This is a genomic window from Buttiauxella sp. BIGb0471, assembly GCF_024807715.1.
Taxonomy (GTDB): Bacteria; Pseudomonadota; Gammaproteobacteria; order Enterobacterales; family Enterobacteriaceae; genus Buttiauxella; species Buttiauxella agrestis.
In genome coordinates this window covers 136012-161891 of the sequence record NZ_JANUEU010000001.1, presented here as the reverse complement: position 1 = coordinate 161891, position 25880 = coordinate 136012, and the positions used below count along the sequence as shown (strand labels likewise).

Sequence of the window (25880 nt, the reverse complement as noted above, 5' to 3'; positions counted from 1 at the left end):
ACTCTTACCCTGGATAGTTCTGCGCGGTAAGAGGCTCTGGTTTGCCAATCAGATACCCTTGTAAAAACTCTACACCCAGCTCAAATAACAACGCACGCTGTTCTTCGGTTTCCACAAACTCTGCTACAACAACGAATTCTCTTGCTCGCGCCATATCGCATATAGACTTAACGATTAAGGGATCAAGCGCATCTGTTGTAATGTCTTTAATGAAACAGCCATCAATTTTTAAGATATCTGCTTTAAGTCGTTTGAGCCGTTCGTAATTAGCGTAACCAGTGCCAAAATCATCAATAGCAATTTTAAACCCATTCTCGCGCAACAACATGATGTTCTGCATTGAGGTTTCCGAGTTTGAAAACGCCTGCTCTTCAGTAACTTCAATAATCACACTGCTGGTGGGCACCTGGAATTGTGTGAACAGTGAAACAATCTTTTGAGCGATATCCTTTTGCATCAGCGTCAATGGCATCAGGTTTACGGAAAAACGCGGGCTGTGGCGATCATTTGGATGAAGATAGAGGAAATTAACCAGCTTCTTCATCACTAACATATCGAAGCGCGTGCTGAGGTTAAACTCGGCAATAACAGGAATAAACTTATCCGGGGTAACTAATTCATCGTTAAAAATGATGCGGCTCAGTATTTCCTGATAACCCTTTCCAGCTTGATTAACAATAGGCTGCGCATAAAGTACAACGGCCTCTTCTTCATCCAGCGCCCGTTTGATTTTTTGCAACAGCAAGACGCGCTCTGTCGTCTTGTCAGAAACATCTTCAACGCGTGTATTCAGGCTAAGCACACACATTGATTCACTCGCCTGATCCGAGAGATAACTTAATTGACCTAATGTCCGGTGTAACTCATCAAGACTGTCGTCAATAACGCTATAAGAAGCGCCGTACTCAATCTCAAGCATCGTGTTATGCCACTTTATTTTTTTGCTATTGAGTAACTCGACAATATGCTCAAGACGCGCATCGGTATGCTGACCACGAAGAAATATTAATAACTCACTACCTGGCAATTGAAAGACCTGCTCACCTTGCTGCAAGAAAGGGGTTATCTGGCTGGTGACGATACGCTTACAATGAATGCGCATCATCATGCCGTAATGACGACTCAGAAACTCAAGATTAGACAACCGCAGGCAGCAGAGCGTCCCTTCCGGGTAGCTTTGCACATGATATTCCAGTGCGCGTAAATTAGGTAATTGCGTGAGTGGATCGGTTAAGGCTTGCGAGTGATAAATGCGTTTCATCCACTCATTTATCTTAAACATCATCGTCATGTATAACATGCAGACTGAGAAAGAGATGAAAACGGAAAGGATAAATGACAGAGCAAATTCAGTATTGACCCCGTAAAGAAAACCATCGTTATACGTCAGCAATAACCAGGCAGAAATCCCCCACAGCAGCCCCATAAGACGAGGGCCAAAATGACGAATCCCCAACGTAAACAGCACAAAAATCATAGGCACCAGGTACCCTGAAACCTGCAATACACCCCATGAAGAACAAAGCACAACCATCAGGGTAAACAGGCACAGCATCCAGGTGAAAGAATATAAACGACGCGGCCCCACAAAATCACGCATCACGCAACGACGCCAAAATGCACGAGCGTAGTGTGGGTTCAGGATCATTCTTAGTGGGTAATAAAACACGACGGTAAAGATAAGCGATGCCGCAACCAGATTTTGGAAATCCACCACCATAAATATGAGTGAGTTATGGCCAAAATAAGGGGCAAGTTTCACTGGAACAGAAACGTAATGCCCGGTCAGATACATCAGCAATTTAATGCTGAAGGGGGCGATAAAACCGAGCCAAAATATTCTAATCCCTACGCCTTTATCGGACAGAGCATGGCGCCAGCGCTTTCCCAGATAATAACGGGTCACGAGGCTACAAACGGCTATGGGAAATATTAAGCTGAAGGTAAAGGCGAGTAACGCGGGAGTGGCTAAATCCAGGCTGTAAGAGAAGGTTACAATGGAGGCTATTATCAAAGGAATAATCGCCACTCGACCATAGAGAAACACCATGGCAATCATAAAACTTACAGGAAGATACGCTAAATAAGTGTGTTTACCATCAATAATGGTTGAAGGTGAAAGGTAACGAGAAAGAGGTAAAAGCAAAAGACATAAAACCAGTGCTGTGAGCGATTTTTTGATTATTAGTGGAAATGTCATAAGCCCTGGAGTGGATATTTTATCATTGCTAAAAGCATTATTCGGTGACAAAGAATACGTTTATTTATTAAACAAATCAAGTTGACGTATAATTACATCCCTTTCAATTCATTGCTTTTTAATACAACACAACAAAGCGAAATAGTTTGATATATTCACACTGAGAATAAATCACATTCAACTATTCATTGAGGCATTGAATAAAACCCACTGCGACACAAAATAACAACAAAATATACGAACGTATAAAACAAAAAACCCCCGCCATCAGGCGAGGGTTTCGTATTTTGGTGGAGCTAAGCGGGATCGAACCGCTGACCTCTTGCATGCCATGCAAGCGCTCTCCCAGCTGAGCTATAGCCCCACGAATGGGTTCGGGTTAAACGGTACAAATCTTGCTGGTAAAGATTTGGTGGAGCTAAGCGGGATCGAACCGCTGACCTCTTGCATGCCATGCAAGCGCTCTCCCAGCTGAGCTATAGCCCCATACCGTAAACACCTTGTCGTGTCGACGGGCGGCATCATATGAAACCCGTTCAATAGTGTCAACGGCAAATTCTGCTTCTGCGACTAATCGCCGAAAAAGCAAACAATACGGGAAATCCCAATTGCTTCTCATCGTACGGTAGTTAATCCTGTCACAGTTTCCAGTAAAATGATCCCCTAAAATGAACCACTAATAACCCTTTTGAACTTAAGGAAAAAATGTGCTCAAGGAACGTATGACCCCGGAAGAGCTGGCGATGATTACTGGTTATAGTCGCCAAACAATCAACAAATGGGTAAGAAAAGAAAGCTGGTTAACGACTCAAAAACCCGGCGTTCAGGGTGGTAAGGCGCGCCTGATTCATGTGGATGAGCGTGTTCGCGAGTTTATAAATAGTGCTAAACGCATTTCAGAAAAACCAGGCAACTATCACGTTAATGATTCGTCGCTGGAAGGTTTGCTGTTGAATGCACTCAAGCAAATGTCGATAGCAGAGCAAGAAAAAATGTCAGCGTTGCTGTTGCGAGAAGGTATTGCAGGGGTTTTGAAACGTTTAGGTATTCGTGATGAGTAAGAAGACGAGTATTAAAAAGCCGGCATAGCCGGCTTTTTTCGCTTTACTGTTGTGCTTCGCGTGCAGCGATAAATTCCAGCGCCTGGTTGATACGGGCGATGGAACGCTGTTTGCCAATAGCATGAACTGTCACATCCAGGCCTGGTGACTGCCCTGCACCAGTAACAGCCACACGCAGCGGCATACCGACTTTGCCCATCCCAACTTCCAGCTCATCAGCCGTTGCCTGAATCGCATTATGGACATTTTCGGCAGTCCAGTCGGTTAACGCAGCCAGTTTGTCACGCACCACTTCCAGTGGCTGACGAGCAACCGGACGCAGGTGCTTCTTCGCAGCGTCTGCATCAAATTCGCTAAAGTCTTCATAGAAATAACGGCAGGTTTCCGCCATCTCTTTCAGCGTTTTGCAGCGATCGCCCAACAGTTTCACCAGCTCAGCCAATTCCGGCCCATTGCGGGTATCAATATTTTGCTGCTCAATATGCCATTGCAGTTGGGTCGCAACATATTCAGGTGCAAGATGATTGATGTAGTGGTGGTTCAGCCACTGTAATTTCTCAGTGTTGAATGCGCTGGCAGATTTGCTGACGGAATCGAGCGTGAACAGCTTGATCATCTCTTCACGAGTAAAGATCTCCTGATCGCCATGGGACCAGCCCAAACGCACAAGATAGTTCAGCAGGGCTTCTGGCAGATAACCCTCATCACGATACTGCATGACGCTAACCGCGCCGTGGCGTTTAGACAGTTTTTTACCGTCGTCACCGTTAATCATAGAAACGTGCGCGTAAACCGGAACCGGGGCATTCAACGCTTTCAGGATGTTAATCTGACGCGGAGTGTTGTTGATATGGTCTTCCCCACGCACCACGTGAGTAATTTCCATATCCCAGTCATCCACAACCACGCAGAAGTTATAGGTCGGAGAACCATCGGTACGGCGGATAATCAGATCGTCGAGTTCCAGGTTGCTAAACTCGATTGGGCCACGAATCTGGTCGTCGAAAATAACGGAACCGTCTTGCGGGTTGGCAAAACGCACAACGCAAGGTTCGTCGGCTGCGTGATGTTCATGACCGTGACGGCAGCGTCCGTCATAGCGTGGCTTGTCGCCATTCGCCATTTGTTCTTCACGCAACGCTTCAAGACGTTCTTTAGAGCAGTAGCATTTGTATGCAGTACCGGCGTCCAACATTTCATCGATGACCGCGTTATAACGATCAAAACGTTTGGTCTGGTAGTACGGACCTTCATCCCACTCAAGACTCAACCAATTCATACCATCCATAATAGCTTCGATAGCTTCAGGGGTTGAACGCTCAAGGTCAGTGTCTTCTATGCGCAGCACAAACTCGCCGCCGTGGTTACGAGCAAAAAGCCAGGAGTAAAGAGCAGTACGAGCACCGCCAACGTGCAAATAGCCTGTTGGGCTTGGCGCAAAACGAGTTTTGATTTTCATTGAACGGCCTTAATTACGCAAAAATACCGGAAAACCGGCAAATGCCAGGAAATAAAGAGTGGGCAACATTCTACCACTGTGCGCTGATTCCTCAATGTCGATACCTTTATCTGTCAGCAATCCGCATATTCTGGTGACAAATCAATCACCCATGGATATTTATCGATCGCGTTGATTATTTTTACGACGAACGAACGAAATCTTTAGAAAAGGCGTTGACTCATTTTCAACTCTCCCTATAATGCGACTCCACACAGCGGGGGTGATTAGCTCAGTTGGTAGAGCACCTCCTTTACACGGAGGGGGTCGGCGGTTCGAGCCCGTCATCACCCACCATTCATTAGTGAGTGATACCGCAGTGTGTAGTCGTTAAGAAGTACAGTAAGAGATAAGATTTGGGTGATTAGCTCAGTTGGTAGAGCACCTCCTTTACACGGAGGGGGTCGGCGGTTCGAGCCCGTCATCACCCACCATTATCTGCTCTTGCAATCGTAGTACCGAAGTTTGGGTGATTAGCTCAGTTGGTAGAGCACCTCCTTTACACGGAGGGGGTCGGCGGTTCGAGCCCGTCATCACCCACCATTCGGGGCGTTAGCTCAGTTGGTAGAGCAGTTGACTTTTAATCAATTGGTCGCAGGTTCGAATCCTGCACGCCCCACCAATGTAGAAAGGCGCCCTAAAGGCGCCTTTTTGCTATGCGTGATTTACCCACTCTTTCCACTCAAGATTTATCTACATCAAGCCGATAACTGCTCTAATCAATCCTTTAAGGAATTATTATGAGTAGCACAATCAACACATCAACACCTTCTCCGCAAACAAGCAGCACAGCTTCCAAAAGCTCCGGCGGCAACGATCTGGCGTCGCAAATCACCCGCATCACGCAGCAAATCACCAAGCTGACACAACAAGCGAAAGATATTGCTAACGGCAGCGGGACAACCGAAGAAAAACAAAAGCAGCAAGAGTTAATTCAGGCGCAAATTAAAATGCTCCAGGCACAGCTTGCGCAGCTACAGCGCCAACAAGTAGAACAGGCTCAACAAAAGCAGGAACAGCAGCAGTCCAGAGTGGAAGGCGTGAATAAACCGTCTGAAGAGCATCAGATTGATATCTATATCTAATCGTGGTTAAAAAGTGGGTCGCCTGACCGAGCCGCGGTTAACTGCTGCGCCTGTTGGCGAACCACCTGCCAGATGGCTTCCGCCGCTCGTGACAGGGAACGATTTTTACGTCGTACCAGCATTAACTGCCGGTCCACGACCGGAATAAGCGGCCTGACAACCAGCGGGCGCCCCTGTGGAAGAGGCAATGCCAGCGCGGGAAGTACGCTGATGCCAATTCCCGCTTCCACCATCGGGAAAAGCGTTGCCGGGTGGCCTATTTGTTGAACAATATTGGTCTCAATACCCTGTCGTAACAGCGCATCATCAATCAGCGGACGGCTTCCCGACGCGTAGTCCTGTAGTACCAGATTTGCACCTTGCAGCGCCTGCCAGGGGACCTGCTCCTGAGCCGCTAATGGATGGTCATTCCGACACAACAGTAAAAACGGTTCTGAAAGCACCGCCTCACAGTCCAGATCGTTTGCCTGAATCGGGTCGATGACCATGCCAAAATCCACTTCCCCCTGATAAATGCTTTGCAACACCCATTGTTGAGGGCGGTCGTGAAGCACAAATCGAATCGCGGGATATTCCAGTGCCGCAGCGGCAATAGATTGCGGCATCAAATGAGCAGAAATCGTCTGGCTTGCAGCAACACGCACCGTTCCGCTTAACTGATGCCCTACACTGCGCGTATCCAGTAAGGTGCTGGTTAATTCTTCCAGCAGGCGCTCGAGGCGTGCTGCCAGTTGCTGGCCCGCTTGCGTTAACACCACTTCTCGCGTGGTGCGATCCAAAAGCTTCACGCCAATTTCGCTCTCAAGCTCTTTCACGCTGTGGCTAACTGCTGACTGGCTCAGGCCAATTTGCTCCCCTGCCCGGCTAAAACTTCCGGCATGAGCGACCGCGACAAAGACTTTTAACTGACGTAGTGAATAATTCATTTAATAAATTCATCAATGCATTCAATAAATCAATTTTATTTCTAAAAACAATAAAAGCACAATGCCTTATCAAAAGTTTGAGGAATGATGATGAAACTCTTTCGCGTACTCGACCCATTCACACTGACATTGATTGTCACTGTCTTGCTGGCGTCTTTCTTCCCTGCCCAGGGGAGTTATGTCGGTTTTTTTGAAGGACTGACGACGGCTGCCATCGCGTTACTGTTCTTTATGCACGGCGCAAAGCTTTCCCGTGAAGCAATAATTGCAGGCAGTAGCCACTGGCGTTTGCACCTGTGGGTGATGTGCAGCACGTTTGTGTTGTTCCCCGTCCTGGGCGTGTTGTTTGCGTGGTGGGCACCGGTTAACGTCAGCCCTGAAATTTATACCGGTTTTTTATATCTGTGTATTTTGCCCGCCACGGTGCAATCGGCCATCGCATTTACCTCCCTTGCCGGGGGCAACGTTGCCGCGGCAGTGTGTGCGGCTTCTGCGTCCAGCCTACTCGGTATTTTCCTGTCACCACTGTTGGTTGGCATGGTCATGCATGTCCATGGCGCGAGCGGTAGTTTGCAGCAAGTTGGCAGCATCATGTTGCAGTTACTGGTGCCATTCGTGGCGGGACATCTGTCACGTCCGTTGATTGGTGATTGGGTTGCGCGCCACAAAAAGTGGATTGGTAAAACCGATCAAACCTCAATACTGCTGGTGATCTACACGGCATTTAGCGAAGCCGTAAGACATGGGATTTGGCACAAAGTGGGTATTGGCTCGCTGCTGTTTATTGTGGTCGTGAGCCTGGTATTGCTGGCGATTATTATCAGCGTCAATATGTTTGTCGCCAGACGTCTGGGCTTTAGCAAAGCGGATGAGATTACGATTGTGTTCTGTGGCTCGAAAAAGAGCCTGGCGAATGGTATTCCAATGGCGAATATTCTATTCCCGGTTGCAAGCGTGGGGATGATGGTGCTGCCGCTAATGATTTTCCATCAGTTGCAGTTAATGATATGTGCGGTTCTCGCTCGTCGTTATCAGCAAGAAACAAAAGTGGCAGCCAAAGCTGCCACTGAAAACGCATAGTAAATCGTAATTATCTTTTGAGGGGCTTCACCAGCCCCTCCAATCCTTCGGTCTTAATCAGCAAAGTCAGCCGCATCAGGTCGCCAAGATGCCCCTGTGGAAACTCGTCTTTGCGAGCAAACCACAGCAAATACTCTTCTGGCACATCAATCAGCACGCGACCTTTATACTTGCCAAACGGCATGACGGTATTGGCAATCTCGATAAGCTGCTCTTTATCCATCTCACGCACCTAATAAGCGAATCATTTCCGCTTCATCGATAACTTCAATACCCAGCTCTTGCGCCTTGACGAGCTTCGAACCAGCAGCTTCACCAGCAATCACCAGGTCAGTTTTCTTCGACACGCTACCAGCAACTTTAGCGCCCAACTCAATTAAACGAGCTTTGGCATCATCACGGGACATAATGCTTAAGGAGCCCGTCAGTACCACGGTTTTGCCGGCAAACGGGCTGTCGATTTCTTCCGCGTTAATCACGACGGGAGCTGGCCAGTGAACGCCTGCTTCTTCGGTCAATTGGCGGATAACTTCGCGATTACTGTCTTCGGCGAAAAAGTTGAACACGTGCGTTGCAACCACGATGCCGACATCAGGTACTTTTTGCAGTTCTTCTATAGAAGCCGCTGTCAGCGCGTCAAGCGTGCCAAAATAACTGGCTAAGCCCGCGGCTGTCGCTTCGCCAACTTCACGAATACCTAACGCATACAGGAAACGGGCGAAAGTCGTTTCTTTCGACTTCGCAAGCGCATCGACGACGTTTTGCGCCGACTTTGGCCCCATGCGATCCAGGCCAGTCAGTTTTCCAGCGGTCAGTTTGAAAAGATCTGCGGCGGTATGAACATATTCTTTTTCAACGAGTTGATCGATTATCTTGTCGCCCATGCCATCAACATCCAGCGCACGACGCGAGACAAAGTGCTTAAGCGCTTCTTTTCGCTGCGCACCGCAAATCAATCCGCCGGTACAACGCGCGACGGCTTCGCCTTCGACTCGTTCAACATCCGAGCCGCAAACCGGGCAATGTGCCGGGAAGACGATTTCCGTCGTATTTTCCGGGCGCTCAGACTCCACCACGCCGACAACCTGCGGGATAACATCCCCAGCGCGACGAATCACCACGCGATCGCCGATTCTTAACCCCAGACGCTCGATTTCATCAGCGTTATGCAAAGTGGCGTTGCTAACCAGTACACCCGCAACCTGCACAGGTTCCAGTCGCGCAACGGGCGTTATTGCGCCCGTGCGTCCCACCTGAAACTCAACGTCACGAACAAATGTCATTTGTTCCTGGGCGGGGAATTTAAATGCCACCGCCCAGCGCGGCGCACGAGCAACAAAACCCAGTGTCTCTTGCAGAGCAAGTGAGTCCACTTTGATAACCACACCGTCGATATCAAAACCTAAAGTCGGGCGCTCTGCCTCAACCTGGTGATAAAACGCCAGGACTTCTTCTGCAGTGTTGCAAAGACGAATGCGATCGCTGACTGGCAATCCCCATTCTTTGAACTGCTGTAAACGCCCGTGATGGCTGGCGGGTAATTCGCCACCTTCGAGCACGCCAACGCCATAACAGAAGAAAGTTAACGGACGTTTGGCGGTGATTCGCGGATCAAGCTGGCGCAAGGATCCCGCCGCTGCATTGCGCGGGTTAGCAAAAATTTTCCCCCCGGTGCGACGAGCTTCTTCGTTGATCTTCTCAAAGCCTGCTTGCGGCAGGAAAACTTCACCGCGCACTTCGAGGCGGCGAGGGATGTTCTCACCGCGTAATTTCAGAGGAATGGCGCGAATAGTACGCACATTAGCGGTAATATTTTCGCCGGTCGTACCGTCACCGCGCGTCGCGGCGCTAATCAGCACACCATCTTCATATAGCAGGCTTACCGCGAGGCCATCTAACTTTAACTCACAGCAAAAAGTCACCGCTTCGGTGCTCTTTAAACGGTCCTGAATCCGTTTATTAAATGCGAGGTAGCTCGCCTCATCAAACACGTTATCAAGCGACAGCATCGGAACTTCATGGCGAATCTGAGTGAATTCGCTTAGCGGTGCCGCCCCAACACGCTGAGTAGGTGAGTCAGGGGTGATTAAATCTGGATGCGCTTCTTCCAGGGCTCGCAACTCACCCATCAGGCGGTCGTATTCCGCATCCGGGATTTCTGGGTTATCAAGCACATGATAGAGGTATTCATGATGGCGAAGCGTGGTTCGCAGTTGAGTAATTTGTTGTTCGATTGTGTCCATATCGCACCATCAATATAAAAAACCCCCGACATGCGGGGGTTTAGGGGAAAACATGTTCAGGATGAATTCTAGTGGCTCGCGTTAGCTTCAACCACTTCGCGAATACGGTCCTGATACTCACGCATTTTCTGCGGCGTCATCATACGACGTTGGTCATCAAGCACCACACCACCGACTTCATCAGCAATATGCTGAGCTGACTGGAGCATCAACTTAAAGTTTTGCGTTGGGTCGCCATAAGACGGGACCTGCATGAAGATTGTCACGCCAGGCGTTGCAAAATTCGTCATGCTTTCTGGGTCAAATGAACCTGGCTTAACCATGTTCGCGAGGCTAAAGAGAACCGGACCGCTGCCATCAGGACTGAGATGACGATGGAAAATGTTCATTTCGCCAAAGATAAAGCCCGCTTGCTGAATACTGTTTAACAGCACATCGCCGTTAATCATGCTGCCAGCGTGCGCCGAAACGTTCAGTACAATCACCGTCTCTTTAAGACGAGCTGGCACTTCAGGAGCCGGAGCAGGTTGTGCAACCACAGGCTCTGGCGCAGGTTCAGCATGCTGAACAATTGGCTGTTGCACGGGCGCTTGCGGAGCCACTGGCTGCGGTTGCTGTGCAATCGGCTGTTGAACAGGCTGCTGTACAGGTTGATGAACAGCTGGCTGATGTACTGGCGCAACAGGCGCTTCCTGACGCGGTGCTACCGGTTCAGGTGGACGCACAGGTGCACTCTGACGCGGCTCAGCAGAAGCGTAAGGCGGCTCGTACTGATGTTGAGGCGCTTGCGGCTGACGAGGCATTTCTGTCTCGCGATTCGCTGTTTCCGGCGCAGGGTTAACCCGACGCACACGCACCTCACCTACTCCATCATCTTGCTCATCGTCAGCCTCGTCGTCATCCGACTCGTGTTCGTCACGCTTAGACTTCATGCGCTTCATTGGACGATCACGAAAAACGGATGAACGCTCTTTACGACTCGTCCACAGACCGTGAACCAGTAAGGCTATTATGGCGATCGCGCCAACAATGATTAATATCAGACGCAAATCCTGCATCATTATATTCTCTGTTGTTCTAACACCTTGCCACCGCGGCAAACATTTACTCACTAAGAGTATTTGCCCATCTGCTCAAGTGCAAGTGCGCACACGGTTTTCTCAGCATAAAGATGTACTGAAATCGATTTTTTGCTGTTTTTTCGACCATTTCCTAATAAGTTTTTCTCCTGGCAGTCAGTTATGATAACCCTGCACGTCATTGTAATGACCAAAAAGGAGTTCGTTCAGATATGGTTTCACCTTCAGGAGCCGGGCCACGTAGTGGCGTTTACTACTTTTCGCAAGGCTGGAAGCTGGTACATCAGCCTGGAATCAGGCGCTTCGTACTCTTGCCATTGTTGGTCAATATTTTATTGATGGGTGGCGCATTTTGGTGGTTGTTTACCCGCCTGGATGTCTGGGTTCCCACTCTTCTTTCCTACGTGCCAGACTGGTTACAGTGGTTGAGCTATCTCATTTGGCCACTGGCGGTAATTTCTATCTTGCTGGTGTTTGGTTATTTGTTTTCAACCATAGCCAACTGGATTGCCGCCCCATTTAATGGATTGCTGGCCGAACAACTTGAAGCACGCCTGACGGGTGCGACTCCGCCGGATACTGGCCTGGTTGGCATCATGAAAGATATTCCGCGCATCATGAAGCGCGAGTGGCAAAAGCTTGCCTGGTATCTGCCACGCGCACTGCTGCTGCTGGTGCTTTATTTCATTCCGGGTATCGGCCAAACCGTTGCACCTGTTTTGTGGTTCTTGTTCAGCGCCTGGATGCTGGCAATTCAGTATTGCGACTATCCGTTCGATAACCATAAAGTGCCTTTCAAAGAAATGCGCATCTCACTTCGCGAGAAAAAAATTATCAATATGCAGTTTGGCTCGCTGGTCAGTCTGTTTACGCTGATTCCCTTCCTGAACCTGGTCATCATGCCAGTTGCCGTCTGCGGCGCTACTGCGATGTGGGTTGATTGTTATCGCTCCAAACATGCCATGTGGAAGTAATTTATCAGGAGCGGCTTATGCTGCTCCTTATTCCTTCTGGCTTCTGCTTATTTCCCTTCTACATATAGATATGCGATTTCTTTACTTCCGCATAACTTCTAAGCAGGTATGCTGATGAGGTTTCCCAAATTTCATACAGTTAAGGACGGGTTATGAGCAAGATCTATGAAGACAACTCTCTGACTATCGGTCATACGCCGCTGGTTCGACTGAACCGCATCGGTAATGGGCGCATCCTGGCGAAGGTCGAGTCCCGTAACCCGAGCTTTAGCGTTAAATGCCGTATCGGGGCCAATATGATTTGGGATGCCGAGAAACGCGGTGTACTCAAGCCAGGCGTTGAGTTAGTCGAACCAACCAGCGGCAATACCGGTATTGCACTGGCGTATGTTGCTGCAGCGCGTGGCTACAAACTGACGTTGACCATGCCTGAAACCATGAGTATTGAACGCCGCAAACTGCTGAAAGCACTGGGTGCCAACCTGGTACTGACAGAAGGCGCGAAAGGCATGAAAGGTGCGATTCAGAAAGCGGAAGAAATCGTTGCCAGCGACCCAGAAAAATTCCTCTTACTGCAACAATTTAGCAACCCAGCTAACCCAGAAATTCACGAGAAAACCACCGGCCCAGAAATCTGGGAAGATACCGATGGCGAAGTGGACGTATTCATTGCTGGTGTCGGCACTGGCGGCACGCTAACTGGTGTTAGCCGTTATATCAAAAACACCAAAGGCAAAACGGACCTCATCAGCGTGGCCGTTGAGCCTACAGATTCTCCGGTTATTGCTCAGGCGCTGGCAGGTGAAGAACTCAAACCTGGCCCGCATAAAATCCAGGGTATCGGTGCAGGCTTCATTCCTGGCAACCTCGATCTTAAGCTTATCGACAGAGTTATCGCCATCACCAACGACGAAGCTATCTCTACTGCACGCCGTTTGATGGAAGAAGAAGGTATTCTTGCTGGGATTTCATCGGGTGCAGCGGTAGCTGCAGCGTTAAAACTTCAGGAAGATGAAGCATTTACCAACAAAAACATTGTGGTTATACTGCCTTCCTCCGGGGAGCGTTATCTGAGTACTGCCCTGTTCGCCGATCTTTTCACTGAAAAAGAGCTGCAACAGTGATGCCAGTCAGGTAAGAATGTGTAAAAAAGCACCCGAAAGGGTGCTTTTTTGTGGGGTTCGTCAAACTTTTGGCTACCCTGGCATTGCGTCGTCCTGTCAGGTCTGGTATCTATCCAGCAAATTATTTTGATGCGCGAAATTAATCGGAATGTGAGCTATATCTGCTGAATCGATTTAACGATTTGGTGCAAAATCACATTTCACGGCATAATGATTAATGACGAGCGAGCCGCTAAGCGCATGGTGAACGCCAGAGCACATTTCGCGGTTCCCGAAAGCATCCTGTGTCGCGTACAGTGTGACGTCGACGCTAACTATACAGGCTAAAGTTTTGCCACCAGGCTAGACTTTAGTTCCACAACACTAAACCTATAAGTTGGGGAAATACAATGTTCCAGCAAGAAGTTACCATCACCGCTCCAAACGGTCTGCATACCCGCCCTGCTGCTCAGTTTGTTAAAGAAGCTAAAGGCTTCACTTCTGAGATCACTGTGACCTCCAACGGCAAAAGCGCTAGCGCGAAAAGCCTGTTCAAACTGCAAACTCTGGGCCTGACTCAAGGTACAGTAGTGACCATCTCCGCTGAAGGCGAAGACGATCAGAAAGCAGTTGAGCATCTGGTAAAACTGATGGCTGAACTCGAGTAAGTTCTGGGTTCTTCGTAAATATCAGTCACAAGTAAGGTAGGGTTATGATTTCAGGCATTTTAGCATCCCCGGGTATCGCTTTCGGCAAGGCACTTTTGCTGAAGGAAGATGAAATTGTCATCGACCGGAAGAAAATTTCTGCCGACAAAGTTGCGCAGGAAGTTGAACGTTTTTTAAGCGGGCGCGCAAAAGCGTCATCGCAATTAGAAGCGATCAAAATTAAAGCTGGCGAGACCTTCGGTGAAGAAAAGGAAGCTATCTTCGAAGGCCACATTATGTTGCTGGAAGACGAAGAGCTTGAGCAGGAAATCATAGCCCTTATCAAAGATAAGTTAGTGACGGCTGATGCAGCGGCTCACGAAATTATCGAAGGCCAGGCCATCGCGCTTGAAGAATTAGACGATGAATACCTGAAAGAACGTGCGGCTGACGTACGCGACATCGGTAAACGTCTGCTGCAAAATATTCTGGGTCTGGCAATTATCGACCTGAGCGCTATTCAGGATGAAGTTATCCTGGTCGCTAAAGATTTGACTCCGTCTGAAACCGCACAGCTCAACCTGCAAAAGGTGCTGGGTTTCATCACTGATATCGGCGGCCGCACCTCCCACACATCAATCATGGCGCGTTCTCTTGAACTGCCTGCGATCGTTGGTACGGGTAGTGTTACCAGCCAGGTGAAGAACGGCGATTACCTGATCCTCGATGCTGTTAACAATAAAGTTTACGTTAACCCAACCAACGACGAGATCGAAGCCCTGCGTGCTGTACAGCAACAGGTTGCTTCTGAGAAAGCTGAACTGGCGAAACTGAAAGACCTGCCAGCAATCACTCTCGATGGTCATCAGGTAGAAGTCTGCGCAAACATCGGTACTGTTCGTGATATCGACGGTGCAGAGCGCAATGGTGCAGAAGGTGTAGGTCTGTACCGTACAGAATTCTTGTTCATGGACCGTGATTCTCTGCCAACTGAAGATGAGCAGTTCGCGGCGTACAAAGCTGTTGCTGAAGCCTGTGGCTCACAAGCTGTTATCGTACGTACCATGGATATCGGTGGCGATAAAGAGCTGCCGTACATGAACTTCCCGAAAGAAGAAAACCCGTTCCTGGGCTGGCGTGCAATCCGTATCGCGATGGATCGTAAAGAGATCCTGCACGCTCAAGTACGCGCTATTCTGCGTGCTTCTGCTTTCGGTAAATTACGCATCATGTTCCCAATGATCATCTCTGTTGAAGAAGTGCGTGCACTGAAAGCAGAAATTGAAATCATGAAGGCGCAGCTGCGTGAAGAAGGCAAAGCGTTTGACGAAACTATCGAAGTTGGCGTGATGGTTGAGACTCCGGCTGCGGCCACAATTGCTCGCCACCTGGCTAAAGAAGTCGACTTCTTCAGTATCGGTACCAATGATCTGACGCAGTACACCCTGGCAGTTGACCGTGGTAATGATATGATTTCGCATCTTTACCAGCCAATGTCACCGTCTGTACTGACTCTGATTAAGCAAGTTATTGATGCTTCTCATGCAGAAGGTAAATGGACCGGTATGTGTGGTGAGCTTGCAGGCGACGAACGTGCTACACTTCTGTTGCTGGGTATGGGTCTGGACGAATTTAGTATGAGTGCCATTTCTATCCCGCGCATTAAGAAGATTATTCGTAACACGAACTTCGAAGATGCGAAGGTGTTAGCAGAGCAAGCTCTTGCTCAACCGACAACGGACGAGTTAATGACGCTGGTTAACAAGTTCATTGAAGAAAAAACAATCTGCTAATCCACCGGATGCGGCCCAATTTACTGCTTAGGAGAAGATCATGGGTTTGTTTGATAAACTGAAATCTCTGGTTTCTGATGATAAAAAAGACACCGGAACCATTGAGATTGTTGCCCCACTTTCTGGCGAAATCGTCAATATTGAAGATGTTCCAGATGTGGTTTTCGCCGAGAAGATCGTTGGTGATGGCATTGCAATTAAACCGACTGGCAACAAAATGGTTGCTCCGGTTGACGGCACCATCGGTAAAATCTTCGAAACTAACCATGCTTTCTCTATCGAATCCGATAGCGGCATTGAACTGTTCGTCCACTTCGGTATCGACACTGTTGAACTGAAAGGCGAAGGCTTCAAACGCATCGCAGAAGAAGGCCAGCGTGTTAAGAAAGGCGACGTCGTTATCGAGTTCGATTTGGCCCTGCTGGAAGAGAAAGCGAAGTCTACCCTGACTCCGGTTGTTATCTCCAACATGGACGAAATCAAAGAGCTGATCAAACTGACTGGTAGCGTGACCGTGGGCGAAACCCCAGTCATCCGTATCAAGAAGTAAGTTGTCCGCACAATAGAAAACGGCACCCTTGTGGTGCCGTTTTTGTTTGTATTTAAAATCTCAGATACCAGAACCTTGCGAATAACTCTCTTCGCCAAACACGCCGGTCGATAAATAACGATCGCCGCGATCGCATATAATCGCCACCACTACAGACCCAGGATTGGCCAGCGCCACACGCAACGCACCTGCCACCGCACCGCCAGAACTCACACCGCAGAAAATCCCCTCTTCACGCGCAAGTTTGCGCATGGTTCTCTCGGCTTCGACTTGTGACATATCAATCACTTCATCAACCAGATTAGGGTTGAAGATTTTCGGCAACCATTCTTCTGGCCACCGACGAATCCCAGGGATACTGCTGCCATCTTCTGGTTGTAACCCAACAATTTTGACGGGTTTGTCTTGCTCACGCATAAACTGGCTGACACCCGTGACTGTTCCGGTCGTTCCCATACTTGAAACGAAGTGCGTGATTCGTCCCTGAGTTTGCCGCCAGATCTCCGGCCCGGTAGTGCTGTAATGCGCATAAGGATTATCAGGGTTGTTGAACTGATCGAGAACTTTGCCCTCTCCTCGTTCATCCATCAAACATGCAAGTTCACGAGCGCCCTCCATGCCCTGCTCTTTCGTCACCAGAATCAGTTCTGCGCCATAAGCCTGCATCGCCGCTTTGCGTTCCATACTCATGTTGTCAGGCATTAACAGCTTCATGCGATAGCCTTTGAGCGCCGCAATCATCGCCAGTGCAATGCCGGTATTGCCGCTGGTCGCTTCAATGAGCGTATCTCCTGGAGAGATTTCACCGCGAGCTTCTGCACGCACAATCATAGAAAGTGCCGCTCTGTCTTTTACCGAGCCTGCGGGGTTATTCCCCTCAAGCTTTACCCAAATTTCACTGCCGTTATCAAGGCCGGTGCGCTGTAATTTAACCAGAGGCGTATTGCCAATCGTGCTTTCTAAGGTGTTCACTTGCCTATCCAAAAAATAAGAAAAGCGGCCACGTGGGCCGCCTTTGCGTGTCGTGTTGTTCAGTAAACTTATCAGGCGGATTGCGCGAGGTCTACCTGGCCATTATAAGTACTGTGAATTCTGTTCTTCCCATCATACAGGCGCGCATGTTGCAGGCCGACAAACAGGCGCTCACCACGCACAGGAACGTGGTCTTCACGCAGCACAACCGTTAAAGGTTCGTCATACCAACCCAGCGGCTGTACCACCAGCTGCATATAATGCCCGCGTGGGCTGATTTCCAACACCTGCACCGGCAGCGGCGAATCAAGGTTGGTACGGCGGCTGACGTCGACTTCCCACGGGCGAAGGAACAGATCGACCGGCCCCTGATGTGCCGGCGTAAAGCCCAGCGGCCAACGGTGTGCGCCAACATGGAACTGGCTGCCACGCACAACGCCTTTCATACGGTTCACTTCGCCAAGGAACTCCAGCACGAAGCGAGTCGCCGGTTCACGCCACACGGCCTCCGGCGTATCAACCTGCTCGATATTCCCCTGGCTCATCACCACCACGCGATCCGCGACTTCCATCGCTTCTTCCTGGTCGTGCGTAACAAACACGCTGGTGAACTTCAATTCTTCATGTAACTGGCGCAGCCAGCGGCGTAGCTCTTTACGCACTTGCGCATCCAGCGCACCAAATGGCTCATCGAGCAACAGGATTTGCGGTTCAACCGCTAATGCACGCGCCAACGCCACACGCTGTTTCTGACCACCAGAAAGCTGAGCCGGGAAACGATCGGCCAGATGTGACAGCTGCACCATCTCCAGCAAACGAGTGACTTTTTGTTTGATCACCGCAGACGACGGGCGCTCACGGCGAGGTAGTACCGTCAGACCAAAAGCGATGTTATCGAACACCGTCATATGGCGGAACAGCGCGTAATGCTGGAAAACAAATCCTACTTTACGTTCACGCGCATGAATTCGACTGACATCGGTGCCATGGAAACTAATACGCCCGCTGTTCTGGTGCTCAAGCCCCGCAATAATACGCAGTAGCGTGGTTTTGCCGGAACCTGACGGGCCCAACAACGCCACCATTTGACCAGAAGGGATATCCAGCGAGATATCATTCAGCACCTGGGTGCGACCAAAAGATTTCTTAATATTGGTAATATCAATGCTCATGATTCCCCTCCTGTTGCAGGCGTTTTTCCTGGCTATTCAAACGCCACTGCACCGCACTCTTTAAGAACAACGTAACGATTGCCATCAGGGTCAGCAACGCCGCTGCGGTAAACGAACCGACGGTGTTGTAATCCTGCTGTAGCAATTCAATCTGTAACGGCAGCGAGAATGTCTCGCCGCGAATAGAACCGGATACCACCGACACCGCACCAAACTCGCCAATGGCGCGGGCATTGGTTAACACCACGCCGTAAAGCAGCGCCCAGCGAATGTTTGGCAACGTCACGCGGCGGAACATCTGCCAGCCGGATGCACCCAGCAAAATTGCAGCCTCATCTTCCTGGCTGCCCTGGCTTAACATCACCGGCACCAGTTCGCGAACCACAAACGGGCAGGTGACGAAAATTGTCACCAGCACCATGCCCGGCCAGGCGAACATAATCTGAATGTTATGTTCGTCCATAAAGCCTGCCAGCGGGCCGTTTGAACCGTAAAACAACAGGTAAACCAGGCCGGCAACCACAGGCGAAACCGCAAACGGGATATCCAGCAGCGTCAGTAACAACTGGCGGCCAGGGAAATCAAAACGAGTCACCAGCCAGGCCAGCAAAATACCGAACACCAGGTTTACCGGCACGGTAATCAGCGCAATCATGACCGTCAGCCAGATTGCGTGCAGCATATCCGGGTCGACAATATTCTGCAGCGCAGGCATCAATCCTTTCGAGAATGCCTGCGCAAAAATTGAGGCGACCGGCACCACCAGCAGCAAAAATGAAATCAGCACGCCGATACCAATCAGTGCCCATTTGCCCCAGTTAAAACCGGTACGGCGATAGCTTTTCAATTCAGTTACGTCCGTCATCAGTGACCTACCACGCGCCGACCAAAGCGGCTTTGCAACGTGTTAATGGTGAACAACAACAGCAATGACGCGGCGAGAATGACCGAAGCAATCGCGCTGGCTGCCGGGTAGTCAAACTCCTGCAAACGCACGAAAATCATCAGCGAGGTGACTTCGGTTTTCCAGGCAATGTTCCCGGCGATGAAAATCACCGCACCAAATTCACCCAGGCTACGGGTGAATGACAACGCAACGCCTGCCATTAACGCCGGAGAAAGCTCCGGTAAAATCACGCGGCGGAAGCTCTGCCAGCGCGTCGCGCCCAGAGTTTCCGCAGCTTCTTCGTATTCTGGCCCGAGTTCTTCAAGCACAGGCTGAATGGTGCGTACCACAAACGGAATACTGGTAAAGGCCATTGCCACAGCAATACCCAACCAGGTGTAAGTCACTTTGATGCCAAACTGTGCCAACCACTCGCCATACCAACCGTTAACGGAAAACAGCCCCGCCAGCGTTAAACCTGCAACGGCGGTTGGCAGTGCAAATGGCAAGTCCATCAATGCATCGAGCAGGCTGCGGCCGGGAAATTGATAACGCGTTAAAATCCACGCCATCAACATGCCGAACGCGCCGTTAAAGATTGATGCAACCCCCGCCGACAGCAGCGTGACTTTATAAGCTGCCACCACCTGCGGGTTAGTAATCACTTCCCAATACTGAGCCAGCGTCATCTCAGAAAGCTGCATCACCAGCGCACTGAGTGGCAGCAGTAAAATCAAACAGACGAACAGCAAACTGGTGCCGAGGCTTAAGGTAAAGCCCGGCAGCACCCGTTTAGAAGCAACAGCAAACATTACTCACGCCCCTTGCCGAGCAACTTATCGAACTCACCGCCACTGGCAAAGTGGGTTTTCATCGCTTCCGGCCAGCCGCCAAATTCATCTTCCACGCGGAACAGGTCGGTCTGCGGGAATTTATCTTTCAGCTTCGCCATCACTTCCGGGTTATTCACGCGGTAGTAATAGTCAGTGATGATGGTTTGTGCCGCCGGGCTGTACAGGAAGTTCAGGTATTCTTTCGCGGCTTTTTCGGTGCCGTTGGCTTTAACGTTTTTATCCACCCAGGCCACCGGGAATTCAGCAAGAATGTTGACCTTTGGCACCACGACTTCGTAGCCGTCTTTGGCGTACTGGTTACGAATGTTGTTCACTTCGGACTCAAAGCTAATCAGCACGTCGCCGAGGTTACGCTCAACAAATGTCGTCGTTGCACCACGGCCACCGGTATCGAACACTTCAACGTTTTTCAGGAACTGCGTCATGTACTGTTCGGTTTTGGCTTTATCGCCCCCGTCAGCTTTGTTCGCCGCCCCCCACGCACCTAAATAGGTGTAGCGCGCGTTACCAGAAGTTTTCGGATTCGGGAAAATCAGTTTCACATCCGGGCGAACCAAATCGCTCCAGTCGTGGATATTTTTCGGGTTACCTTTGCGCACCAGGAACGCCATGGTGGAATAAAACGGCGAACTGTTGTTGGGTAAGCGGGTTTGCCAGTCAGCGGGGATCAGGTTGCCTTTGTCGTGCAGGATCTGCACATCCGAAACCTGGTTATAAGTTACAACGTCAGCTTTTAAACCTTGCAGAATCGCCAGTGCCTGTTTTGATGACCCGGCATGAGATTGTTTAATCACCAGCTTGTCGCCGTTATTTTCTGCAGCCCACTGTTTCTGGAAAGCAGGATTCAGGGCAGCAAACAGCTCGCGAGACACATCATAAGAGCTGTTCAGCAGTTCTGTAGCGTGAGCTGAACCTGCCAGCAACGCAGAAACAACCAGAGCACTCCAGACTTTTTTGACTGACGTATTGACCATTTGGCACCCTTATAAATGTGATAACCGCCGAACTTTATGGTTACCAGTGTATTTATAACGAGTGTCAAAGCTGTAACGGTTTTATATATCGTTTGGTGATTTGCAATAAGAAAGGGATATAAGGTTTTTAGCGGGGATTTGTCGGGCGTCACTAACGCTAGCCCGACCTAAGCTTGATACGCACTTGTAGGGTGGATAAGCGAAGCGCCATCCACCATTTTATTCTACAGGTTCAACAACTTATCTAAAGAAGGCGCGAAGTAATAACCACCAGTCACGGGCTTAGTAAAACGCAACATGCCGTCACGCTTGCCGTCGGTTTCGCCAAACATGCTCAGCAATTGCTGTTCGATGTTATGTAAACGCGCGCAATAGGCGATGAAGTACAGGCCGTGGGAGCCGCTCGCCGTGCCGTACGGCAGGCTCTGGCGTACAATCTTCAACCCTTTGCCGTTTTCTTTCAAATCGACACGAGTCAAGTGGGACGTTTCCGGGCGTTCGTCGCCGTCAATCTCTTCATTGGCCTCTTTAGTACGGCCAATAATCATTTCTTGATCGTGAACACTCATGCGGTTTAGCTGCTTGAGATTGTGCTCCCAACGCTGCACAAACACGTAGCTGCCGCCGGCATCCACACCGTCGTTAATCACAGCCACTTCACGGCGAGTTTCTTCGCCCTGCGGGTTTTCAGTGCCATCAACGAAACCACTCAGGTCGCGTTCTTCAACCCAGCGGAAACCGTGGATTTCTTCTTCAATTTTCAGCGCATCGCCAAATGCAGCCAGCGCCGCTTGCGCCAGAGTGAAATTCACATCATGGCGCAGAGAAAGAATGTGGATCATCACATCATGCTGAGTCGCTGGTGCCAGGCCTTTGCCCATCGGAGCAAAGTTTTTCAGCTCGGCAGCACCCACGCCACCACTTAAATCGCGCCATAAGTCGTGACCAAACGCCACCACCGCGCCTAAATTAGCATCCGGGAATTTATCCTGAAGCGCACTGAGCGATTGATTAAAGGTTTTGCAGCCCTGGCGAATGGCATCGAAATCGCCCTGAATGCTCGCTTCCAGCCAAACGGCGGCGCGACAATGTTCTGGCAGAATGCCAGATTGAACACGAGACATGAATCCTCCTAAAAAACACACGCCACTCTACGTGGCGTTTATTCCCTTATAATACCCAATTCCGGCAGCGCCTTCTTGAGAAGGCGCAAGCCAGCGGCTATTTTTATCGACGCCAGATAATTTTACTGATCTTCCAGGTTTTGAGCGTATCGTCAGACGGCATCAACTCCTGCCCGCCATGCCATTCGCCGCTAAAAATGTAGCTGATGTGCTGGCTGTCTTTAGCCTTACACTCAACACTTTCGCTATCATCTCCAGTCCCTTTGACACACGCGCCAAATGCTTTGTCGTACAGGTCGCTAAATTGCGTACCGATTTTCACGCCACTTGCTGTTTCAATCGCGGTGTCTAGCACTTCGACGCGGCTTACTGTGCCCTTCTCGCCGTTGACGATAACCATCACGGTTTTATCGTCCATCGCTTCATAGAAACGGACAATCTCGCCGTTATCGGTTTTCATACCGCTGCGCAGACGATAATTGTCATTCAAGGCACTGCTGATGGCCTTTTCATCCATCGGCGTGCTGGCATTTAACTCACCCACTCCCTGCTCGCTTACTTCAAGCGATGAACCAAACCAGTTCCAGGGATTTGCCGCAGACCAGTTGACAGAAGACAGCGTCGAACAACCACTCAGAAGCAGTGGCAGCCCTACTAGCATCAGGCGCAGAGTTTTCATCAGAAATTCCTTTATTAAGCATGGGTACGCGCTTTGGAGTGCAAACTTTCCCAAAAGTGCCAGGTTATTCACGGCTGAGGGTGAAGTAATCGCGTAATCGGCGGCTGGTACACAACCACCACAGGGCAAAAATATCGGCAATCAGCAGCGCTAACGTCACCGGGGTGAGTTCTTCTCCCTGCCATAACAACCAAAGTTGCCAGGCCAAAACGCCCGCCTGCGCGGCGATTAACACCCAACGCCAGGCTGACCATAATCGCGGATACAAATGGCGACGACCGCTAATCATAAAGGCCAGGGCCGCAGGAACACCGGGCAAAAGCCCATACCAAAAATTGTCGCGGTCGGGATAGAACACACCGAGAATGGCATCGCCCTGTTGACGGGACGCCGCCGCCAGCACTAACACAAACCAGGTTCGCGCTTGCAACAGGAGGATGCACCAAAACAAAAAGGGTGTTTTCAGATTACCGTGTGTATCGTAATCCGAAGGTGGATATAGATAAGGCATTAATATTCTTGATCTTCAATCAGGCGTTTGCCGAGTAAAACTACATCCTGCTGCTCGTATTCAAGGCGCTCATACATGCCAATGACCAGGTCGTTTTCTTCGCGCACCATGATATGAATTTTTGGGCAACCGCGGGCGATAAGCTTTTTCTCAAGTCGGCTTAACAGCGCATTGGCGATACCGCGCCCCCGATATTCTGGATGCACACCGAGATAATAAGCAGAGCCGCGGTGTCCGTCGTAGCCGCCCATTAATGAGCCAACAACTTCACCGCCCACTTCGGCCACTAAAAACAGATCGGCGTCATGGTTGAGTTTGCGTTCAATATCCATTTCAGGATCGTTCCACGGACGCAGTAAGTCGCAACGTTCCCAAAGCGTAATGACTTCTTCGAAATCATCCTGGCGAAAAACACGTATTTCCATGGTATTAGCCACCTGAAAGTCTAAAAACCTGATTATGGCGTTAACTTGGCGTTTAGCCAATATCTGCCGCAAAAGTGGGTAAAAAATGGCATACTTCACTCTCATTCATTTATTGAAATGAAAAGATAATCATTTCAGGAAAATGCTTGTCGTTTACCGTTTAGCGATACGCTATAAATGCCTATCAGCAATTTTTAAGATAAAAATATTAGCCGCATGAGCAAAATTAAATCACTGACGCACCTGACCACCCGCCGCCAGTTACTGCTTACTGGTTTGGCTGCCTTAACGTTAACGGGCGTAAACAAGGCTTTGGCCAGCTCCGAGACTAAACCCCTTAAAACCACCACTAATCACAGTAAACCGACCAAAAAATCGGGTGCCCGCAGAGTAGTGATGCTTGACCCAGGCCACGGCGGGATTGATACCGGCGCGATTGGGCATAATGGTTCCAAAGAAAAGCATGTCGTTCTGGCCATTGCAAAAAATGTAAGAAACATACTTAAAAGCAATGGGATAGAGGCCAAACTCACACGCACCAGCGATGAATTCATCCCGCTGTACGATCGCGTAGAAATCGCCCATAAACACGGAGCCGATCTGTTTATGTCGATTCATGCAGATGGTTTTACAAACCCATCCGCTGCCGGTGCGTCGGTGTTTGCCCTTTCCAATCGCGGAGCCAGTAGCGCGATGGCAAAATACCTTTCTGACAAAGAAAACGCCGCCGATGATGTGGCGGGCAGCAAGGTAAAACACAAAGATCAGTATCTCCAGCAGGTGCTGTTCGACCTGGTACAAACCGATACCATTAAAAATAGCCTGACGCTTGGCTCGCATATCCTCAAGCAAATCAAGCCGGTGCATAAGCTGCATAGTCGTAACACCGAACAGGCGGCATTCGTGGTATTGAAATCACCGTCCATTCCGTCTGTACTGGTAGAAACCTCTTTTATCACCAATCCCGGTGAAGAAAAGTTGTTAGGCACCCCAGCGTTCCGGCAGAAAATTGCCAGCGCCATTGCATCAGGCATCATTAGTTACTTCCATTGGTTTGATAACCAGAAAGCTCACAGCAAAAAACGTTGAACCCTATGAACTCACCCGACATTCACGCCGTAAAACAATTCCTGTTGCAATTGCAGGACACCATTTGCCAGCAACTAAGCCAGGTTGACGGTGCCACGTTTGAAGAAGACGAGTGGCAACGCGAAGGCGGTGGCGGCGGGCGCAGTCGGGTGTTGCGCGGTGGGAATATCTTTGAGCAAGCGGGCGTTAACTTCTCCCACGTTCATGGCGATGCCATGCCTGCATCCGCCACCGCTCATCGCCCGGAACTCGCCGGTCGTAGTTTTGAAGCGATGGGCGTGTCGTTAGTCGTGCATCCACTCAATCCGTACATTCCCACCAGCCACGCTAACGTGCGTTTTTTCATTGCGGAAAAGCCGGGTTGTGATCCGGTGTGGTGGTTTGGCGGCGGTTTTGATTTAACGCCGTTTTACGGTTTTGAAGAAGATGCGATTCACTGGCATAAAACGGCGTATGACTTGTGCCAGCCGTTTGGTGACGACGTGTTCCCCCGTTACAAAAAATGGTGTGACGATTACTTCTTTATTAAGCATCGCAATGAACAGCGCGGCATTGGCGGCCTGTTCTTTGACGATCTGAACACCCCGAATTTCGACCATTGCTTCAGCTTTATGCAGGCCGTAGGAAACGGTTATCTGGATGCCTATCTGCCGATTGTTGAACGCCGTAAAGCGTTGCCGTGGGGCGAGCGCGAGCGTGATTTCCAGCTTTATCGCCGTGGCCGTTATGTGGAATTTAACCTGGTATGGGATCGTGGAACGCTGTTTGGTTTACAGACGGGCGGGCGTACCGAGTCGATTTTAATGTCGATGCCGCCGCTGGTACGTTTTGAATATAACTATCAGCCAGAAGAAGGCAGCCCGGAGGCTGCCTTGTATCGTGATTTCTTGCCGGTTAAAGATTGGGTTTAAAACAACCCTCACCCCAACCCTCTCCCTGAGGGAGAGGGAGTGGT

The 25880-nt window shown here is 49.9% G+C and carries 25 protein-coding genes and 6 tRNA genes; 14 read left to right on the top strand and 17 right to left on the bottom strand.

What is annotated here, in order from left to right:
* Positions 1-4: 4 nt before the first annotated feature.
* The 3 genes from M2371_RS00735 to M2371_RS00725 all read right to left on the bottom strand — a co-directional run bounded on the left by M2371_RS00735 (position 5) and on the right by M2371_RS00725 (position 2686).
* Positions 5-2200: an EAL domain-containing protein gene (locus M2371_RS00735; protein WP_259266635.1), complete on the bottom strand. Its 2196-nt coding sequence runs from the start codon at positions 2198-2200 to the stop codon at positions 5-7.
* 288 nt (positions 2201-2488) lie between these two features.
* Positions 2489-2564, bottom strand: a tRNA-Ala gene (locus tag M2371_RS00730).
* Between the two features lie 46 nt (positions 2565-2610).
* A tRNA-Ala gene (locus M2371_RS00725) sits at positions 2611-2686 on the bottom strand.
* Positions 2687-2907: 221 nt separating this feature from the next.
* Here M2371_RS00725 and M2371_RS00720 point away from each other — a divergent pair.
* A complete protein-coding gene (locus M2371_RS00720) occupies positions 2908-3261 on the top strand; it encodes a YfeC-like transcriptional regulator (RefSeq protein ID WP_034497446.1) in 354 nt (117 codons plus the stop codon).
* Positions 3262-3304: 43 nt separating this feature from the next.
* On the opposite strand, the gene gltX is transcribed toward M2371_RS00720, so the two are convergent.
* The gene (gltX, locus tag M2371_RS00715; protein WP_172893521.1) at positions 3305-4720 is read right to left on the bottom strand and encodes a glutamate--tRNA ligase; all 1416 of its coding nucleotides are present in this window, start codon (positions 4718-4720) and stop codon (positions 3305-3307) included.
* 260 nt (positions 4721-4980) lie between these two features.
* On the opposite strand from gltX, the gene M2371_RS00710 reads away from it, so the two are divergent.
* From M2371_RS00710 to M2371_RS00690, 5 genes are all read left to right on the top strand, one after another.
* Positions 4981-5056 (top strand) — tRNA-Val (locus tag M2371_RS00710).
* Positions 5057-5117: 61 nt separating this feature from the next.
* A tRNA-Val gene (locus M2371_RS00705) sits at positions 5118-5193 on the top strand.
* A 33-nt stretch (positions 5194-5226) separates the two neighbouring features.
* Positions 5227-5302 (top strand) — tRNA-Val (locus M2371_RS00700).
* 3 nt (positions 5303-5305) lie between these two features.
* A tRNA-Lys gene (locus M2371_RS00695) sits at positions 5306-5381 on the top strand.
* 118 nt (positions 5382-5499) lie between these two features.
* Positions 5500-5844 carry a FlxA-like family protein gene (locus M2371_RS00690; RefSeq protein WP_172893520.1) on the top strand — a complete coding sequence of 115 codons (345 nt, stop codon included), beginning with the start codon at positions 5500-5502 and terminating at the stop codon, positions 5842-5844.
* On the opposite strand, the gene M2371_RS00685 is transcribed toward M2371_RS00690, so the two are convergent.
* Positions 5841-6770 (bottom strand): LysR family transcriptional regulator, encoded by a 930-nt coding sequence (locus tag M2371_RS00685; protein WP_172893519.1) that lies wholly within the window; start codon positions 6768-6770, stop codon positions 5841-5843. The two genes, M2371_RS00690 and M2371_RS00685, sit on opposite strands and share 4 nt — an antisense overlap.
* 90 nt (positions 6771-6860) lie before the next feature.
* On the opposite strand from M2371_RS00685, the gene M2371_RS00680 reads away from it, so the two are divergent.
* Positions 6861-7850, top strand: coding sequence for a bile acid:sodium symporter family protein (locus tag M2371_RS00680; protein WP_034497473.1), 990 nt, complete (start codon positions 6861-6863; stop codon positions 7848-7850).
* 10 nt (positions 7851-7860) lie between these two features.
* Here the strand turns inward: M2371_RS00680 and M2371_RS00675 are convergent, their stop codons facing one another.
* From M2371_RS00675 to zipA, 3 genes are all read right to left on the bottom strand, one after another.
* Positions 7861-8073 (bottom strand): DUF3820 family protein, encoded by a 213-nt coding sequence (locus M2371_RS00675; RefSeq protein ID WP_259266634.1) that lies wholly within the window; start codon positions 8071-8073, stop codon positions 7861-7863.
* A gap of 1 nt (position 8074) precedes the next feature.
* The gene (gene ligA / locus M2371_RS00670) at positions 8075-10093 is read right to left on the bottom strand and encodes an NAD-dependent DNA ligase LigA (RefSeq protein ID WP_259266633.1); all 2019 of its coding nucleotides are present in this window, start codon (positions 10091-10093) and stop codon (positions 8075-8077) included.
* Between the two features lie 68 nt (positions 10094-10161).
* A complete protein-coding gene (gene zipA / locus M2371_RS00665) occupies positions 10162-11154 on the bottom strand; it encodes a cell division protein ZipA (RefSeq protein WP_259266632.1) in 993 nt (330 codons plus the stop codon).
* 230 nt (positions 11155-11384) lie between these two features.
* Here zipA and cysZ point away from each other — a divergent pair, with 230 nt between their 5' ends.
* The 5 genes from cysZ to crr all read left to right on the top strand — a co-directional run bounded on the left by cysZ (position 11385) and on the right by crr (position 16239).
* Positions 11385-12146 (top strand): sulfate transporter CysZ, encoded by a 762-nt coding sequence (gene cysZ / locus M2371_RS00660; RefSeq protein ID WP_259266631.1) that lies wholly within the window; start codon positions 11385-11387, stop codon positions 12144-12146.
* A 152-nt stretch (positions 12147-12298) separates the two neighbouring features.
* A complete protein-coding gene (gene cysK, locus M2371_RS00655; protein WP_034497484.1) occupies positions 12299-13270 on the top strand; it encodes a cysteine synthase A in 972 nt (323 codons plus the stop codon).
* Positions 13271-13659: 389 nt separating this feature from the next.
* The gene (gene ptsH, locus M2371_RS00650) at positions 13660-13917 is read left to right on the top strand and encodes a phosphocarrier protein Hpr (protein ID WP_034459025.1); all 258 of its coding nucleotides are present in this window, start codon (positions 13660-13662) and stop codon (positions 13915-13917) included.
* Positions 13918-13961: 44 nt separating this feature from the next.
* Positions 13962-15689, top strand: coding sequence for a phosphoenolpyruvate-protein phosphotransferase PtsI (ptsI, locus tag M2371_RS00645; RefSeq protein ID WP_034497487.1), 1728 nt, complete (start codon positions 13962-13964; stop codon positions 15687-15689).
* A 40-nt stretch (positions 15690-15729) separates the two neighbouring features.
* Positions 15730-16239: a PTS glucose transporter subunit IIA gene (gene crr / locus M2371_RS00640; protein WP_034459029.1), complete on the top strand. Its 510-nt coding sequence runs from the start codon at positions 15730-15732 to the stop codon at positions 16237-16239.
* A gap of 60 nt (positions 16240-16299) precedes the next feature.
* On the opposite strand, the gene cysM is transcribed toward crr, so the two are convergent.
* The 9 genes from cysM to M2371_RS00595 form a co-directional block, all read right to left on the bottom strand.
* Positions 16300-17211, bottom strand: a complete 912-nt coding sequence (gene cysM, locus M2371_RS00635; RefSeq protein ID WP_172893515.1) for a cysteine synthase CysM — start codon at positions 17209-17211, stop codon at positions 16300-16302.
* Positions 17212-17282: 71 nt separating this feature from the next.
* On the bottom strand, positions 17283-18383 hold the full coding sequence (gene cysA, locus M2371_RS00630; protein ID WP_172893514.1) for a sulfate/thiosulfate ABC transporter ATP-binding protein CysA: 1101 nt from the start codon (positions 18381-18383) through the stop codon (positions 17283-17285).
* Positions 18373-19248, bottom strand: a complete 876-nt coding sequence (gene cysW, locus M2371_RS00625; protein ID WP_120065948.1) for a sulfate/thiosulfate ABC transporter permease CysW — start codon at positions 19246-19248, stop codon at positions 18373-18375. The genes cysA and cysW overlap by 11 nt, the downstream gene beginning before the upstream one ends.
* Complete coding sequence (gene cysT, locus M2371_RS00620) at positions 19248-20081, bottom strand: sulfate/thiosulfate ABC transporter permease CysT (RefSeq protein WP_034497495.1); 834 nt, start codon at positions 20079-20081, stop codon at positions 19248-19250. The genes cysW and cysT overlap by 1 nt, the downstream gene beginning before the upstream one ends.
* Entirely contained in the window at positions 20081-21097 is a 1017-nt protein-coding gene (locus tag M2371_RS00615) for a sulfate ABC transporter substrate-binding protein (protein ID WP_115627657.1), read from the bottom strand. The genes cysT and M2371_RS00615 overlap by 1 nt, the downstream gene beginning before the upstream one ends.
* 224 nt (positions 21098-21321) lie before the next feature.
* The gene (locus M2371_RS00610) at positions 21322-22221 is read right to left on the bottom strand and encodes a Dyp-type peroxidase (protein ID WP_259266630.1); all 900 of its coding nucleotides are present in this window, start codon (positions 22219-22221) and stop codon (positions 21322-21324) included.
* 103 nt (positions 22222-22324) lie between these two features.
* A complete protein-coding gene (locus M2371_RS00605) occupies positions 22325-22900 on the bottom strand; it encodes an RpoE-regulated lipoprotein (RefSeq protein WP_259266629.1) in 576 nt (191 codons plus the stop codon).
* Positions 22901-22964: 64 nt separating this feature from the next.
* A complete protein-coding gene (locus tag M2371_RS00600) occupies positions 22965-23411 on the bottom strand; it encodes a DUF2919 domain-containing protein (protein WP_172893511.1) in 447 nt (148 codons plus the stop codon).
* On the bottom strand, positions 23411-23836 hold the full coding sequence (locus M2371_RS00595) for a GNAT family acetyltransferase (RefSeq protein WP_034497507.1): 426 nt from the start codon (positions 23834-23836) through the stop codon (positions 23411-23413). Before M2371_RS00595 ends, M2371_RS00600 begins: the two co-directional genes overlap by 1 nt.
* A gap of 216 nt (positions 23837-24052) precedes the next feature.
* Here M2371_RS00595 and amiA point away from each other — a divergent pair, with 216 nt between their 5' ends.
* Complete coding sequence (amiA, locus tag M2371_RS00590; RefSeq protein WP_115627652.1) at positions 24053-24925, top strand: N-acetylmuramoyl-L-alanine amidase AmiA; 873 nt, start codon at positions 24053-24055, stop codon at positions 24923-24925.
* A 5-nt stretch (positions 24926-24930) separates the two neighbouring features.
* Positions 24931-25836 (top strand): oxygen-dependent coproporphyrinogen oxidase, encoded by a 906-nt coding sequence (gene hemF, locus M2371_RS00585; RefSeq protein ID WP_259266628.1) that lies wholly within the window; start codon positions 24931-24933, stop codon positions 25834-25836.
* Positions 25837-25880 lie beyond the last annotated feature (44 nt).